This window comes from Desulfoscipio gibsoniae DSM 7213, from assembly GCF_000233715.2.
Classification (GTDB): Bacteria; Bacillota; Desulfotomaculia; order Desulfotomaculales; family Desulfallaceae; genus Sporotomaculum; species Sporotomaculum gibsoniae.
In genome coordinates, this window is sequence record NC_021184.1 from 2,984,617 (window position 1) to 3,001,178 (window position 16,562).

12 protein-coding genes, 1 tRNA gene, 1 pseudogene and 1 riboswitch are annotated in these 16,562 nt (G+C 41.0%); of the genes and pseudogenes, 8 read left to right on the forward strand and 6 right to left on the reverse strand.

Features of this window, described 5'->3' with window-relative positions; genetic code table 11:
- Positions 1-132 precede the first annotated feature (132 nt).
- On the reverse strand, positions 133-2,859 hold the full coding sequence (locus tag DESGI_RS13980; RefSeq protein WP_006520828.1) for a molybdopterin-dependent aldehyde oxidoreductase: 2,727 nt from the start codon (positions 2,857-2,859) through the stop codon (positions 133-135).
- A gap of 776 nt (positions 2,860-3,635) precedes the next feature.
- On the opposite strand from DESGI_RS13980, the gene DESGI_RS23880 reads away from it, so the two are divergent.
- Positions 3,636-3,872, forward strand: a complete 237-nt coding sequence (locus DESGI_RS23880) for a helix-turn-helix domain-containing protein (RefSeq protein ID WP_083939861.1) — start codon at positions 3,636-3,638, stop codon at positions 3,870-3,872.
- A 3-nt stretch (positions 3,873-3,875) separates the two neighbouring features.
- Here DESGI_RS23880 and DESGI_RS13985 read toward each other — a convergent pair.
- The 3 genes and pseudogenes from DESGI_RS13985 to DESGI_RS13995 all read right to left on the reverse strand — a co-directional run.
- Positions 3,876-4,147 (reverse strand): annotated as a pseudogene (locus DESGI_RS13985) (aldehyde ferredoxin oxidoreductase N-terminal domain-containing protein); the annotation flags it as partial.
- A 67-nt stretch (positions 4,148-4,214) separates the two neighbouring features.
- Positions 4,215-4,323, reverse strand: a riboswitch (molybdenum cofactor riboswitch).
- 138 nt (positions 4,324-4,461) lie between these two features.
- Positions 4,462-5,559, reverse strand: coding sequence for an NAD(P)-dependent alcohol dehydrogenase (locus tag DESGI_RS13990; RefSeq protein WP_006520826.1), 1,098 nt, complete (start codon positions 5,557-5,559; stop codon positions 4,462-4,464).
- 738 nt (positions 5,560-6,297) lie between these two features.
- Positions 6,298-6,540 (reverse strand): MBL fold metallo-hydrolase, encoded by a 243-nt coding sequence (locus DESGI_RS13995; protein ID WP_006520824.1) that lies wholly within the window; start codon positions 6,538-6,540, stop codon positions 6,298-6,300.
- Positions 6,541-7,072: 532 nt separating this feature from the next.
- Between DESGI_RS13995 and DESGI_RS23160 the strand changes: the two genes are divergently transcribed.
- Both DESGI_RS23160 and DESGI_RS14005 read left to right on the forward strand, forming a co-directional pair.
- The gene (locus tag DESGI_RS23160; RefSeq protein WP_006520823.1) at positions 7,073-7,255 is read left to right on the forward strand and encodes a hypothetical protein; all 183 of its coding nucleotides are present in this window, start codon (positions 7,073-7,075) and stop codon (positions 7,253-7,255) included.
- Complete coding sequence (locus DESGI_RS14005) at positions 7,252-8,061, forward strand: MBL fold metallo-hydrolase (RefSeq protein WP_245561100.1); 810 nt, start codon at positions 7,252-7,254, stop codon at positions 8,059-8,061. The genes DESGI_RS23160 and DESGI_RS14005 overlap by 4 nt, the downstream gene beginning before the upstream one ends.
- A gap of 103 nt (positions 8,062-8,164) precedes the next feature.
- Here DESGI_RS14005 and DESGI_RS14010 read toward each other — a convergent pair whose 3' ends face one another.
- Complete coding sequence (locus DESGI_RS14010; RefSeq protein WP_006520821.1) at positions 8,165-8,617, reverse strand: Lrp/AsnC family transcriptional regulator; 453 nt, start codon at positions 8,615-8,617, stop codon at positions 8,165-8,167.
- A gap of 878 nt (positions 8,618-9,495) precedes the next feature.
- Entirely contained in the window at positions 9,496-10,062 is a 567-nt protein-coding gene (locus DESGI_RS14020) for a TetR/AcrR family transcriptional regulator (protein WP_006520819.1), read from the reverse strand.
- A gap of 174 nt (positions 10,063-10,236) precedes the next feature.
- Between DESGI_RS14020 and DESGI_RS14025 the strand changes: the two genes are divergently transcribed.
- The 5 genes from DESGI_RS14025 (at position 10,237) to DESGI_RS14045 (ending at position 15,853) form a co-directional block, all read left to right on the forward strand.
- Complete coding sequence (locus DESGI_RS14025; protein ID WP_006520818.1) at positions 10,237-12,108, forward strand: heavy metal translocating P-type ATPase; 1,872 nt, start codon at positions 10,237-10,239, stop codon at positions 12,106-12,108.
- Between the two features lie 1,377 nt (positions 12,109-13,485).
- Entirely contained in the window at positions 13,486-13,992 is a 507-nt protein-coding gene (locus DESGI_RS14035) for a DUF3231 family protein (RefSeq protein ID WP_006520816.1), read from the forward strand.
- A gap of 434 nt (positions 13,993-14,426) precedes the next feature.
- Positions 14,427-14,522 (forward strand) — tRNA-Cys (locus DESGI_RS24620).
- A gap of 73 nt (positions 14,523-14,595) precedes the next feature.
- Positions 14,596-15,657, forward strand: coding sequence for a YedE family putative selenium transporter (gene yedE, locus DESGI_RS14040; protein ID WP_041285530.1), 1,062 nt, complete (start codon positions 14,596-14,598; stop codon positions 15,655-15,657).
- Entirely contained in the window at positions 15,641-15,853 is a 213-nt protein-coding gene (locus DESGI_RS14045) for a sulfurtransferase TusA family protein (RefSeq protein ID WP_006520814.1), read from the forward strand. The genes yedE and DESGI_RS14045 overlap by 17 nt, the downstream gene beginning before the upstream one ends.
- The last annotated feature ends 709 nt before the right edge of the window (positions 15,854-16,562 follow it).

Genomic DNA, 16,562 nt, shown 5'->3' on the forward strand with positions numbered 1-16,562 from the left:
TAGCATCCGAAAAACTCTTTGGTCGAGTGACGACCTGTTAAGAAGGGAGCTATAACGAAACCGAAAGATTTCGCTTTCAGTTCGTTATAGAGGTTCCCTTTTCTCTCTAATAGAAAGAGATTTATACTTTTGCTATTTTCCACATTTGGACTGCAGTCCGGCGAGCACTTTTTCAGGCAAGGCCGGGAGTTGGCTAATGCGCACACCGCAAGCGTTATAGATCGCGTTTATGATCGCGACGTGGGGCGAAGTCAAGGGTACCTCGCCGGCGCCGGCAGCGCCGTGAGGCCCTAATATCCTTGGCGTTTCAAGGTACATCAGTTCAAGGGCGTCAGGAATATCTTTGATGTAGGGGAATCCGCATGCCACCATAGTGGTGTGTTTGTTTAAGTCTTCGAAGTTCTCGCTTAGGGCTAAGCCGATGCCTTGGGCAAGGCCGCCATACATCTGGCCGTCTACAACCAGTTTGTTGGCAATTTTACCGACGTCGGCGGCCAGAGTCATTTTCACTACCTGAGTCTCACCTGTCTTCACATTCACTTCCACTTCCGCCAGGAACACGCCATACATGTAGTTTGGGAGGGGATTACCCTGGCCGTTCTCGTCACAGTTGGTGCATGGCGCGGCCCACTTGCCGACGTGCTTCAAGGGGATCCCTTCGGCAACCATTTCATCATAAGTCCGGTAAGATCCGTCCGCTTTCTTCATCGCTTCAACCAACAGGTCACAGCTGGCCTTGATGGCGTTGCCAACAATTACCTGGGAGCGGCTGCCTCCGGCCGGGCCACCGTCTGGAACCCGGGCAGTGTCATTCATGTTTAGTTTAATTTGCTCCGGCTTGATCCCTAACGGCCGTAAGGATTCATGGGCAGTGGCCAGGCAACCCATATCAGCGCCCTGACCGGTTTCATGCCAGATAGTGCTGATTGTGACCCCCTCAGGGGTAAGTTCGGCCCAGGCTTCCGCACCGTCCGGGCCATCCAGGCCGCAGCCATAAATCCCGATACTAACGCCAACACCCCGCTTTTTATCATCAGTAGACTCTTTCTTTGCTCTTTCCAGGGCTTCCTTGTATTTTGGCCGAATCATGTCGATCAGTTCAGGCAATACAAAGACATCGGGGGAACAGCCGCTGGGAGTGGTGTCGCCAGCGCGGTACACGTTTTTATAACGCAGTTCCAGCGGATCAACTCCCATTTTTTCAGCCAGCATATCCATCAGGGACTCGGAGGCAAAGAAACTCTGCGGGGAACCGAAAGACCGGAAAGGTGATCCCCAGGCATGATTGGTGCAGACAGTCCTCCCGAGACCCCTGATGTTGGGAATGCCATAACCGGCGCCGATGAACTGCGCCCCTTTAAGCGTCAGGAGATCGCCAGCCTCGGAATAGGGACCGTGGTCGACCACCCACTGGCTCTCCATGGCCAAAATCTTGCCATCCTTGTCGGCACCATACTTGAGGTCGATGAAGAAGGGAGAACGCTTGCCGGTATAGGTGATCTGCTGGTAATAGCTGTAGTTTAGAAAAACAGGTTTTCCGGTAGCTAGAGCGGCGACACCCAAAAGCGCTTCAACAGTCGGGCTGAACTTGTATCCGAAATTCCCTCCTGAGGGGTTCTGCACCATCCGCAGCTTGGGCAGTTCAATGCCGATGCCCGCGGCTATCTGTGCCGCGTTAAAGTTGAGGGCGATACTCTTGGAATGAATAGCCAGGCGGTCTTCCTCATCGAAATAGGCTAAACCGACGTCGGGCTCGATGGGCAGGTGCGGCTGGCGCTGCAGATAGAAGCTGCCTTCCACCACGTAATCGGCCTTTTCCATAATCGGGGCGGTATCTTCGCCCTTGGCGATTTTCTGCTCGAAATAGACGTTGGGGGTACCGGGATGAATTTCAATGGCGTCATCGGCCATTGCGTCGATAGCGTTCATATAGGGCGGGAGCAATTCCAACTCCACTTTGACCTTTTCTACCGCAGCCTGGGCGTGTTCTTCAGTGTCCGCGCACACTATAGCGATGGTGTCACCGAACTGGAATACCTTGGTGTCGCAGAGAATGGGTCGATCCCATCCATCCCCTTTGTTGGTGGGAAAGGTAATCAGACCGGTAATACGGTTTTTTCCTTTCACGTCTTTATGGGTTAAAACTCTGTAAACACCGGGCATTTTTTCCGCTTCGGATGTGTCGATGAATAAAATATTTGCATGGGATACATTGGCCTGGACCAACTTGAGCTGCAGCGTGCCGGAGGGTAATTTCAATCCAAGATCAGCACCGTATTCGCCGGTGCCAGTAACTTTGGCGACAGCTGAAGGACGGGGGTATTTGCTGCCCCAGATCTTCCCGTCAGCCGGCAACTTGTAGGCCAGTTCTTCCATGGTGATTTCACCGCGTAGCACCCGCGCAGCATCCATCACGGCATCCACCAGAGGCTTGTACCCAGTGCAGCGGCAGGCGTTTCGGTGCTTTTGGAACCAGTCACGGACATCGTCCCGGGTAGGCTCCAGGTTTTGATCCAAAAGGCCCTTGGCCGAAACAATAAAGCCAGGGGAACAAAAACCGCACTGGGCGCCGCCGTGCACGGTCCAGGCTAACTGCAAAGCGTGCAGGTTGTCCGGAGTACCGATGCCTTCAATGGTAGTAATGACGGCCCCTTCTGGGACTCTCTTCATCTTGGTGACGCAGGAACGAACGACTTTTTCATTCATGATAACGGAGCAGGCGCCACACTGGCCATTGCAGCAGCCGATTTTTGTGCCTGTAAGTTTCAATTGCTTACGGATAACGTCTGCTAAGGTGGCCTCCGGGTCGGTAACGAGTGTTTTAATTGCTCCATTAAGACTTACAACTTTTTTTATCATTTTTTCTCTCCTTTTTTTATTTTTTTTTTATAACGGTCACGAATTCTTTCAATAAATTAGAGTTTTTAAACATTACTAGCTTTTCAGCCTATTCCTTGGGTTTGTACTTACTTTCTTAACAGTCTCACCTCCTATCTCAATACAAAATTGAATACTTCCTCCAGAGAAAGTTCGGCCAGGCCGTTATGTTTAATTAAGCATATAGCATGCACACATGGGCGCCATCGCGACTTTATATGAGCAGGCATTAGATTTTATGTAGTTAGAACCACCACTGGAATTCTACCTGCCATACCATATGCTCAAGAAAACATAACGCCTACCAAAATTAAAAGCTGCTCTTCCGGAGATTATTTTGCAACCATTTGAATTGCCATGCAGGTATATGATTGGTCTTGCCGTATTCTTCAAGTTCGACATAGACGCCAATCTTTCGGAGCGGCATCAGAAAGTTTTATATTCTTTGAATTTCTAGTGCAATTCCTGTACCTAACTGCCTAGGTCCACGTGTAAGAGTTAACCATAAACACTGTAAGGATGCCCATCATCAATTGAATGGCATGGTAAAACGGGGTGACTTAAATGTACTGAAATTTAAATATAAATAGGATCGGACGAGCATCTGTCGATCTTAGTGTCATCTTTCTTGACTTAACTTGAACAAACTGTTCAAAAACAAGGAACAATTTGTTCATTGTTTGTAGTGGTAATATGGTGGCTATTAGGCTCGACGGAAACTGACTTACATTTTTTCACCGTACAGACCGGATCTTTCCATGGCATTTACCCGATGCGTTAGTGGAATCTACAGGATCAAAAAACGAAAGCACAGGAGTGGAGCCAATTGCCTCATTTGGAAAGAAGTGCTTGGAAATCTTCAATTAGAAAGGATTATAATTGAGAAAGCCTTGCAAGACTGTCGTTATAATTTAACGAAGACGACCAAACGGTTGGGGATCTCGCGGGGAATGTTATACAAAAACAATGTCAAATTACATAAAAGTAATAGTTAACATTGATGTTCCCCTAGCATTACTCTCTTTAATTGTCCCTGTTAAAGGGCTCTTTGCTCCTACAGACAAGCGACCGGTGTTAGGAGCCATTGTTCCAGTAAGCAATCCGGGGCGAAAACCAGCTTATTGTTTGGCCCAAGGGGATGACAGGTAGGTCTAACTTCATTTGCAACTATCATTGAAGTTAATGCCCTCCCCCCCAAGCCGACATAATCTTGGGGTACCACTTCCTCTAATACACTCAAATCGGTCATGTTAATGCGTAAAATCTTCATACCAAAACCTCCCGTTATTAATATTTAAATTTATAAATCTAGCGCACATAAAAAGGAGAAGACACACTTAATCAAGGTATCTCCTCCTTTGCACAATGGCAGGCATGAAAATTGCTCTTCATACCCTTTGTTTACAAGTCCCTGAGGGGATAAGTAAATCGGTGTAATTTTAGAAAAATTAAGCCATCTTTAATACTGGCTTGATTGTAGAACCTGTTTCTGAATCATGAGCAGCTTGATTTGTTTTGGTCCATTCCACTTGCGCGGATTTCGATGCCTTGTAAGCCCGATCTACATCTTCTTTAGAAATATATCTACTCCATTTTAATAATCGGCTTGATTGTTTTGCCAGTATGGGAGTCTTTCACGGCTTGATTGATATCTTCAAATTTATAGAATTTCACGAGCTTATCAAAGGGAAATCTTCCTTGCTTGTACAGGTTAATAAGCTGCGGAATAAAGATGCGCTGAATACTGTCACCCTCTACTACACCAGTGATTGTTTTGTTAAATAGCAGCAAATCATTGGTATCAATTTTTTCATCAGTTCCAAGCGGCGGAGCACCGATCTGCACCACTTTCCCAAAGAACGTGAGCGAATCGACAGCCTGCCGCAAAATTCCCGGACGGCCTGCTGTTTCAGCAGCATAATTTACACCGCCGCCGGTAATGTTTTTGATTTCTTCCACAGGGTTAACCTTTATGGCATTTACTACATGCGTAGCTCCTAATTCCTTAGCTAACTCAAGCCGGTGATCATGCACATCTACAGCGACAATGATTCCACAGCCAATTGCATTTGCCGCCATAATGGCGCTCAACCCAACGGCTCCGGCACCGAATACGGCAATGCTTGACCCGGCTTCCGGCTTTAGTCGATTTAGTACGGCACCGGCACCCGTTTGGATACCGCATCCAAGCGGTCCGAGTAACGCCAGGTCCACATCTTTATCAACCTTGAACACATTGCGCTCATTAGCGATAGCATAGGTTGCGAAAGACGATTGACCAAAAAAGTTCGATAGTTCTTGCTCGAGGCGGTGGTGACGCTTTGTTCCGTCTTCCATAATTCCGCAAAAATTTAACTCAAAAAATCTTTCGCAAACAAATGGATGACCGCTCAAACAAGAACGACATTTTCCACAATATGCATACCCGAGAACGACATGATCTCCCGGTTGCACATAGGAGACGCCTTCTCCTACCTTCTCGACAACACCGGCTCCTTCATGGCCTAATACTGCCGGCAGTGGCACTGGGTATTCCTGATCTCGTGCTACCATGTCTGTATGACAGATACCACAAGCTACGATACGGATAAGTACTTCTCCTCTTTTGGGCTCATCCAGTTGAATAGTTTCGATGTGAAAGTCTTCACCTTTTGAGCTTGTAACAGCAGCCCTAATTTCCATTATTTTCCCTCCCGTGATTTCGATCTCACTTTTAGATTCAATTGATACGACAAATCAAGCATTTGTCACTACATCTTCTTTTTTTACCTCCTTTTCAGATTGTCTCAACTTTTGGGCTCGATTCTTAAACTCCATAAGGTTACTGCTTTTTCTAAAAATTAAGTCTATTATGGACATAGATTATAGTCCCGGCATTGAATTGCTTCCGTTATCTCATCCGTATACAAAACTTGCAACACTCCTCCATAGCAGCTAACCTACTTTAGCAACTTCGAAAGATACATTCGCATTATTACTTTTAGGAATAAATATTGACAACAATTTTAAATAAGCAATTTCTGTGCTATATAACTTTCAATAATAATAATAATTTTATTAATACTCTCTAAAAATAGCGAAATAATAACGTTCTTGTGCGGTGAGAAAACGCAAGCCAGTTTCTGTCAAGCAAATAGCCACATATTGCCACTGCAAACAATGAACAAATTGTTCATTGTTTTAAACAGTTTGATCAAATTACGTCAAGATAGATGAAACCAAAATCGACAGAATATCCTATTAGCCTAATTAATATGTGAATTTCAGAATATTGAGGTCGTCTGTATAGAGTTATTAAAATCCATCAAGGGAAAGTTAGCTCATTCGAAGATAAACCCGTCCCTTGGATTGTGGCCTTGACAAGTTATAAATATCAAGAAAAGTTAAATGACGCAAAAATGTCAACCTAAATACTTACCGTTAGGTAGTTGGCATCGAAGTATGATAAAAAGTCAGCAACTTACCGCCGCCCAGGTCTAGAATTTCTCCATCCTCTGGAGTATGGACCCGTTCTTTAGGAACAGGTAAAATATGACCGAAAAAATCATCATAATACTCTTTATAAACGGACCTGGTCACGGCGATAAGCCGGGACGGATCGATCAGGTGCATTGCTCCCTTGGGATAAACAAATACCTGAGCCGTCAGGAGTTCCTGTGCCATTCCGAATTTTCATTAATGTGACTGGCTATAGGAATTGTTCGATTAAACGGTGGTTTACTCTGCCCCTATAATGGGCCGTTACCGGCCAGCGCCTGAAGATGCTGGCTTTCACTTTGTTCAAGCCACAACGCCTTTGCCGTCCCCTAGAATGTGCGATTCCGCAACGAGCCATTTTACGAACACTAGGCCATATGGTCACCGGGGACAATTCAACAAAATACGCTTATCCGTGTTATCTAACATTTTGTCAATTGCTTTCATTATTCAAGTTAAACTGCAAAAAGACTTGATTTTATCCCTGTAAATGTCATCGTATATCGTATAAACTGCATTACAAATAAAAAGGAAAGGAGGTGTGATAATAAATATTAAACTTTATTTTTAGCAATCCGAATAAAAAAACGCCGCATTATATATCGCTGGAGATACTTGTTGGTATGATGCAGTTTAGAAAGCAATCGACACGCATAAACCGGACATCATTATTGTAGCCGCTTCCGACGGACGATTCAAAGATGGAGACTCCGTGATCATGAACAAAAAAGATGTCTATGAGGTATATAAGGCTGCCCCACAGGCAAAAATTATTGCTAACCATTTTGAGACGGTTAATGCATGTATGTTATCCAGAGAAGAATTTAAACAATTCGTTGAGGAAAAGGGAATCAATTCATACGTCTTAGTACCGGATAATGGTGAAAAAATACACTTTTGAATAAAAAAGAAGAAGGAGTTGTTATTATGAACTTTCAACAAATCAGAAACGCAACTGTAACTATCACATATGCTGGAAAAAAATTTTTAATTGATCCATGGTTACAAGAGAAGGGCGCTTTTCCGCCTGTTCCAGCGGAATCTCAGGAACGCAATCCGACAGTCGCTTTGCCGATGTCAATTGATGAAATCATCAAAAATGTAGATGCTGTAATTGTCACACATATTCATCCAGATCATTTTGATGAGGTTGCCGCCAAGGTAATACCGAAAGACACGAAAATGTTTGCACAAAATAAAGAAGAAGCAGAAGCTTTCAAAGGCTTTGGCTTTAAGGATGTCGAGATTTTAAAAGAGAGCGGTACATTATTTGGAGATATTAAGTTAACAAAAACAAATGGTATACACGCAGGAGATGAAGAAATTGTGCGTTATTTTACACAATTTAACGTTACATGTAATGCTAGCGGCGTCGTCTTCAGTAATCGAAATGAAAAAACCGTATATATCGCAGGAGATACCATTTGGTGTGATGCTGTCAAAGAAGCAATCGATACGCATAAACCGGACATAATTATTTTAAACGCTGGTGGCGCCCAGTTCGTGACGGGCGGCCATTTAATCATGAATGCAAATGATGTTTATGAGGTATATAAAGCTGCCCCTCAAGCAAAAATTATTGCCAGCCATATGGAAGCTGTTAACCACGCAAGGGTGACAAGAAGAGCGTTAAAGCAATTCGTCGAAGAAAAGGGAATGTCTTCTAACGTATTAATACCGGTTGATGGAGAAGCATACACATTTTAAAATAATAAAAATTATTGAAACGAACAATAAAACTCCTATTGTGAATTAATAGGAGTTTTTGGCTATTATTAAAAAATTAACTAATTGTAAGATTCTATTTCTCTTATAATTCCGCCAAGAAGGATTTATTTTCTCTGATTTTGGTTGTTTCATTAATAATAATAGTTAATTTATAATTTACATACTTATTTAAGTCTATCAAGAATTTATCTAACAGCTCGTTGGACGGAAATTTACATTCGAGAAGATAACAGCCATCCCCGCTGATTTTATAATTATGCATTATATATTGTTCTTGTGAGCTTATGAATGACAGATAAGGTTGATGGTAATCACTTTTCGTATAGATATTTATCATTACATGAACAGAGTACCCCAATTTGGCTTGATTAACTTTAATAGTATACCCCTCAATAATGCCGTTATCCTCTAATTTGGAAACTCTGGACGAGACCGCCTGCCCTGTCAAATGCACCTTCTCTCCCAACTCTTTCATAGTGATACGGCTGTTCCGGGATAATTCGGCTAAAATACGCTTATCCGTATTATCCAACATTTTTTTTCAATTCCTTTCGTTATTCAAGTTATAGCTGTAACCTAATAAACTTTTAACACTGTTTTAATATTTCGGAGCAAGGGTTTGCTTAAAGCTTAAGAGTAAAATTTGATTAACTAAGAGGTTTGAAATTCTGATAGCCGTGTCAGGTTTAGCTTGGGCACGGCTTTACTTCATGGTCTTATCTCTGAAGCATTCCCAGTTTTTAATTAATCAGTCTACAAAAACAACCTTTTCTATTCTTGATAACCCGTTTCTTTCATTCGAAAACATTCTTCAATTTCCATTCTGCGGCCATAATAAGTTACAATTTCTCTGGCTTCTACTTTCAAGTTGGTTGCCAATATCCAGGATTCTTATTGTCCGTCAGCAAAAAAAATAATTATACTTAGCGAGTAACGGTTTTTGGCGGTTAACAAGGTTACGTCCATATCACGCAAGGTATCTGGTTTACTGGTTAATTTTTCAAAAGATCCGTTATAATGTTTGCAGTAAATATAGACATTTCTTTTAAGTCGGACAACATACCCAAAACCAAGGCTTTTCATTTGCTCAAATAACTCAATTTTACTAAAACCGCGGTCTGCTAAAATGGTAATATCCGCCTAAAGGAACAATCGTTTTAAAGTCCTTTAGTATTTCGAGTTCTATTCTTGTCTGGTTATTTTTAAGTTTGCCTTTGTCCTATCCGCCACAGAACAGGTATAGCCCTGCAGCAAGCTATGATAGCCAACATAAGGGGCTGATGTTTATCATCGTGGAGATCAGTCTAATCCATGGTAACAAATAATTTAGAGTTTTTCGGTAAATAGCTTACCAGCAAACCCAAAAGAGCGCCAGCCATGGCAAGAATGTTAATTTTGCTATTGCCTAAAAACCTATCCACTTTCTTGATATGTCGATGAAATAACAGTGAAAAAGAACCTGGTTAATTCTTCCGGAGACTGTGCCATATCATTTTGCATCCACCATTTTACGGTTTCAACGAAACTACCAGCCATATGATTAACAACATACTCTTTAGGGATTTCATCCAAACCATCGTTTGTGATAAATCCAGTAAACAACTGTTCCAAATACGTTTTGATTACGCTTAAAAACAACTCTCCACTTTCACACGAGAGAATTCCTTTAATATCCCTTTTGCTATCTCTTAAGTGATATAAAATGTGCGTGATTTTAGCTTTCAGGTCGTTACTGGCACAGGAAAAATCATGAGTGCTCTCAGAAATCAGGTCTTCGGAGAAGATGTGGTCAAATATATCACTGCATAATGCCTTCAATAAATCGTCTTTGGTTTCAAAGTGGGAATAAAAGGTGCTTCGGCCAATATTGGCTTCATCAATGATATCCTGCACCGTAATTTTAGAATATCGCTTATGTGCCAAAAGTGAACTGAAAGCACTAAAGATTGATTCCCTCGTTTTTTGTATTCTTCTATCCATATCCAAACCTCATTTCCATACAATGATAATATTTTGTTCAGTATCTTACATTTCGTTTCTTTTGATTGTTGTTGCTTGATTAAAAAACAGTATAATAGATATCGAACAACATGTTCAATATATTATAAATTGTACTTTACTTTTTATAAAAAATCAAATGAGGAGGAATGGACTATGGAGAAATCTATGGACTTTCTGACCGGAGTAAAGATGACCATAGTTTCCGGTGTTTTCTTAACCGCTAGTTTAATTTTAATGCTAACCGGAACGGAACTGCCTGTTGACCCAGCTTGGATTACAGTTGTGATTTCCGGCTTACCTCTTTTATACCTTGCAATTACAAGATTGGTTTTTCAGAAATGGATTTCATCCGCCCTGCTAATTTCTATGGCTATGGTTGCTTCAATCGCAATTGGCGAACTCTTTGCAGCAGGCGAAGTTGCTTTTATTATGGCGATTGGTGCTATTCTTGAAGACATGACCATTGCTCGTGCCAAAAAAGGTATCAGTAAACTGATTTCACTTGTACCACAGCAAGGCAGAAAATTGATTCAGACTGCTGACGGTGTTCGTGAAAAGGTTGTCCCCGTTGAACAGATATCAAAAGATGATATGCTTCGTGTTCTTCCAGGTGAAACGATTCCTGTTGACGGCATCATTATCTATGGTAATACCTCTATTGATCAATCAATTATGACTGGTGAATCTCTGCCTGTAGATAAAAAAGAAAACGACAGCGTTTTCTGCGGAACGATGAATTGCTATGGATCGATTGACATCCGTGCTACCCAAGTAGGTAAGGATTCATCTTTGCAAAAAATGATTGATATGGTTAAGGAAGCAGAAAATAAGAAAGCGCCTATGCAAAAAATCGTTGATATATGGGCAACATGGCTTGTACCTATTGCTCTTCTAATTGCAATAGTTGCATATATCATTACAAATGACATTGTCAGAGCAGTCACTGTTTTGGTCGTGTTCTGCCCCTGCGCATTGGCTCTTGCAACACCAACCTCGATTATGGCAGCCATCGGTCAGGCTACTAAACATGGCGTATTGATTAAGTCCGGTGAAGCATTAGAACGTATGGGAAATATAGACTGTATTGCCTTTGATAAAACAGGTACTCTTACCTATGGAAATCTGAAAGTATCGGATATTATTCCTCTGGATGTAACTATTAGTAATGTTGAATTACTCTCAAAGGCTGCATCCGTTGAAAAACGATCTGAACACCCTCTTGGAAAATCAATCGTCCGGTATGCTGAAGATAATGGATTAGTTATTTCCGAAGTTGAAGATTTTCAGATGATACCTGGAAAAGGCGTGACGGCAACACTGTTCAGCAAAACAGTGATTTGCGGTAATGCTCTCTATATAAAGGAAAACTCGATTGCCGAAACCGATAAAATGCAGAATATCTTAGCTAATTTAAGAAATCAAGGCAAGGCATCTATCATCGTGGCTGAAAAGGGTAAAGCAATCGGAATCATAGCTCTTTCTGATATCATTCGCCCAACTGCAAAAAATGTTGTTGCGAAACTTGGTGCTATGGATACCGATGTTGTTCTCCTTACAGGTGACAATCATCTGACAGCGAAATATATAGCAGAGCAGGTTGGTATCAAGAATATCCGTACAGATCTGCTTCCGGAACAAAAGGTTTCAAGCATTGAGGATTTACAGAAGGAAAATAAAATAGTCTGCATGATCGGCGATGGCGTGAATGACGCTCCTGCTTTAAAAATGGCGAATGTCAGTGTTGCAATGGGCAGTATGGGAAGCGATATTGCCATAGAAGCCGCCGACATCGCCTTGATGAGTGACGACATAGATAAAATACCGTATCTTAAACGATTGTCAAACTCCACTCTCCGTACAATCAAATTCAACATAACCGCATCCATGGGTATCAATGCCATAGCCATTGTTCTTTCGGTTTTGGGTCTCCTGAACCCCATTACAGGCGCTTTGGTGCATAATGCCGGATCGGTGTTGGTAGTTTTAAATGCAGCTCTTCTTTACGATAGAAATTTTAATCAATAAAAGAAACGTATCCCTCAATTGCTCAATCTCGTTGCTTGTGGGATACGTTCATACACTCCGATTTGTATCTATATCGCCCTCATAATTTTCTCCATAATGGCATCGCTTGTAATACAATAAAGCCATTCTGGAGAATCGTCTCTAGGAACGGCAAGTGAAACAAGAGACTAATGTTACTACTATTGATAAAGCATTGCCTTCCTTACGCATTATGCTGAACAACTAAAAAGTAATGATCCAAAAAAATTAAACAAGTTATTGAAAGATTCGTAGACAAAGTAATAGTAAAACAAGTCACCATCGAAGTTAATTTACATATAATTTTATACTTTACAAATATTGGTGGAGGCGGGCCGCTTGTCGACGTATGCACAGCCATTTACTTTCCTTTTATATCCTTATATTACACCGATCCACGGCCATAATTAAATATTGCTTTTGTAACCAGAATTTTAATTAGCAACGAGTGTGTTTACATCCCTATCACCGTGATTAATTGAGAATTTGCCTTTTAGTTGGTGGGATGCCTTTAAAATAGTGTCAACGATTCTATATGCACGGTTAAGTTGGCTATCTGACACATCGATCGGGATTACTGATTCATTGTTACGGTACTGTATCTTTTTAAACGGTTTCCATAGCCTGATAACTTCATCCCTGAAAGGGTACTCCTTATCTCTTTTTTTCCGGTACTCCATCTCTAATTTATGTCTGGAGATCAAATATTCTCCTTCGCCATAAAACGTAAAGCCACTACGCAGTAGGTTGTCAACTAATATTTCCAACTCAGCATCGTTAGAAATATTCTTGGGGATTAGGTATCGGTGTTGATTATCATTAAATGTTAAGCTAAGCATGGAATAAAAATCATCGTGTACTGGATATTTGTATTTATTTAGGTAATAAACATCCGTTTCGTCACTAATTGTTCTGGATTTTGGCCAATTTCGGGTTTGTGGTTTAATATTGGTAACGTTCAGGCATACAATGGAATTTTTGATCTCTGTCAGCGCACCAAATATTTCATTCTGATTATAATTGGTATCCCTTTTACTTGAAAGTAAAGCAGGAAAATCAATTGAAAATTGCAGGCGTATCTTTCGTTCACGTAATTGGGGCCTTAAGTTTTATGATATCCTCTATTTTGCATATATAACTGACTGGCTTCGACATGAAGGTGTAAATATTGAAACAATTCGTAGGTTGGCAAGACATGAGCAATTCAAACAACTGCAATTTATGTAAACCCAAGTCACAAGGAACAACTAGAAGCACTAGAGAAAATCTAGTGCTTCTGGCTTTTTAAATTTTCGTGGTATTTTAATTAATACTATGGACAAATTAATTTATATGGCTTACTAAGGAGGAGTAAATAAAGTGGTTCAGATATTTAATTTTCATATTGGAAGAGCAGATAAAGCAGAACCGTCTGTTTTGAGTGCTGGAGAAGCATATATACTATGGAATAACATTCTTACCAGGTATGACAATATAGAAAAAACACAATTTTATCTAAATTTAATCCATGACCCTGATTTTAAATATTTTGCTGCAAAAGGATTGAAAGATACTTTGGAACGTCAAGTTGTTGAGTTGGAAAAGCTTATGGAAAAATATAAATTACCTCTTCCTTACCGTCCTCCCCAAAGCATTTCTTTGCAAGTTGATTCTGAAGTTTTAAATGATAGATATATGTTTAGAGATATTATGTCAGGTATTGAAAACTTGATGACAATATTAACTCATACTGTTCGTACATATGTAACTAATGATGTTTTGCGTGGTTTAGCAATAAAGAATCTTCATACAGAGATAGAGATATATGATGACATGTGCAAATTTGGCAAGCTAAAAGGTTGGTTAGTGCCTCCGCCTATGAAGTAATTAATTGAATTTGTAGGGAGAATGTAATCCAGGATAATGATAATATTGGGAGTATAAAAAGTTAGGTAAAATACTGCAAGCTCATCCGGTATTGATTAACGGTAAGACCTATAAGAACGTCGGTAGACTTGAAAACAGTAAGGGTGAACGTGTACTTCAAGGACCCCATTGCCCAGGCACTTTTAAAAAAATTAAGACACAAATTAATGTTTGTTTTTTTTGGCTTATTATGATAGACAACTGTATTGAATCAGTAAATTTAGTTTCAAATTTACCATACACTTACATTAGCTACGCCAGCGAAAATGTATCCCTTCAATGGCCCAGATACAGAAAATTTGTCATCAATTCATTTACGTTCTTTATTATTACAGATAGCACAATAAATACTTTTTATTTGATTAATTAACATATTTTATATAATATATTTTTTTGGGGAGAAAGGGGATGGTCCCCCCACGGGCTACAAACCCGTTGGCCTACTTGTGTCCCAGGTGGAAGTCCGGTTCGATTCCGACTTTTCCCCTCCATAAAAGTTCCGGAAGGTGGTTACATGCAAAAGAAAAGCTTATTGGTGGGGGTAACTGGGGGAGTTATTGGTCTATTGTAACTGGGGGAGTTATTGGTCTATTAGCAGTATTACTTGTCAAGTACGGGAACCTAGCTAATATGGGTTACTGTATTGCTTGTTTTTTACGAGATATCAGTGGAGGATTGGGTTTTCATAGAGCAGCACCCGTCCAGTACATACGCCCCGAAATTTTAGGTATGGTCATTGGTGCTTTTGGAGCAGCTTTGCTTACAAAGGAATACAGATCAGTAGGTGGGTCCAGCCCTTTTTTAAGGTTTTTTCTGGCCTTTGTGGGCATGATTGGTATGCTTATTTTCCTGGGCTGCCCAGTTCGTGCGGTATTAAGATTGGCTGGCGGTGACCTAAATGCAATTGTCGGGATTGTGGGTTTAGTAGCTGGTATAGGCATGGGAATTTACTTTTTGAACCGAGGCTTTTCTTTGGGCAGGGCAAACGTGCAGCATAATTTAAACGGTCAGGTATTTCCTCTGGTAACCCTGGCAATAACCTTATTAGTGCTATTCGGGACACAAGTGTTTTTTGTAAGCCAAGAGGGGCCTGGCTCAATGCATGCTCCGGTATTATTGGCCCTTGGAGCCGGTATTATCGTAGGTATTTTGGCCCAGCGGTCGCGGTTTTGTATGATTGGAGGCATCAGAGACTTTATTTTATTTAAAGATATGCATTTGCTAATTGGTTTCTTAGCCATGCTTATTATTGCTTTTGCGGGAAATTTATTTACCGGGATGTTTAACCCCGGCTTTGCAGGCCAGACGGTAGCACATAATGATGGGGTTTGGAATTTTTTAGGCATAGCCCTAGCCGCTACAGCAGTAACGCTGCTCGGCGGGTGTCCGTTAAGGCAGTTGATAGCTGCCAGTGAAGGCAACACGGACTGCGTTATTACTATTTTGGGTTTAATAGCAGGCGCAGCTTTCGCCCATAATTTCGGCCTTGCAACAAGCCCGAATGGGGTGCCTGTGGCGGGCCAGTGGGCTGTAGTATTTAGCTTGATTCTGGTTTTAGGACTTGGCTATTTGGGCAGCAAACAATTTTCTATTTCCGGGGGTGTAAATATTGAGCACAACAGTTGATGCTAGGGGGTTGCTTTGTCCTGAGCCCGTTTTACTTACTAAAAAAGCAATTGATCAATTACCAGGTGGTTCTGTAGAGGTTATTGTAGATAATCCGGCTGCCAAAGAAAACGTAACAAGATTATGTGAAAACAAAGGGTGGAATGTTATGGTAAAACAACAAGGATTAGATTATGTACTTAAATTTTCTAAATAATCCAAATGATTTTGGCATCACATTACGTAGAAAAAGCTTCTTTAACTTTTAAGGAGCCTTTTCTACATTAAATGGCCAGCTGGCCTACAAGCCAGCAAGAGCACAGCCAAACAGCCATCTTCAACCCTATCCAATACTTAACGTAACATTTGAAAACCATCCCGCAAAGAGACCACTCCTATACTGAGATTTATGGCCACCGTAATAAAATTTTGGAAATACGGTTTTTTATTTGAGGATTTTAAAAGAACATCTGATATCTTAGACTCTGTTCCTTTTTAACTAGTAAACGGAAATACCCCGAAATATCGGGGCTTTTTCAAGTGTCAGATATTCGGGGCATAGTTCACTAATACGAGTGCGCTTTTTTTAATTATTTTACCATAAACAGCTACTTAGAATTAAAATGGGAACCACCAGACATCCAGCGGAAAATCCTTTAAAAGTTTGCTAAGTCAATACGATTTGATAAGTTGACAAATAAATATAAATGTTCCTTTTTTAGTAGGTTATCAGAAATAATAAAATGCACCTATAAGTGTCAAACTTTTTAATGAATTCGAAGGCCGAGAATGGCCTGGGCCACAATGACATGGGGAGTGTCCGAAGCAGCCGGGGTGTCCGTTGCAACGCATTTAACAAACTTGTCATTGAGCCTGTTTTAAGATAATATATAGGAAAGGAAATACACTACAAAACTTTAATGCGA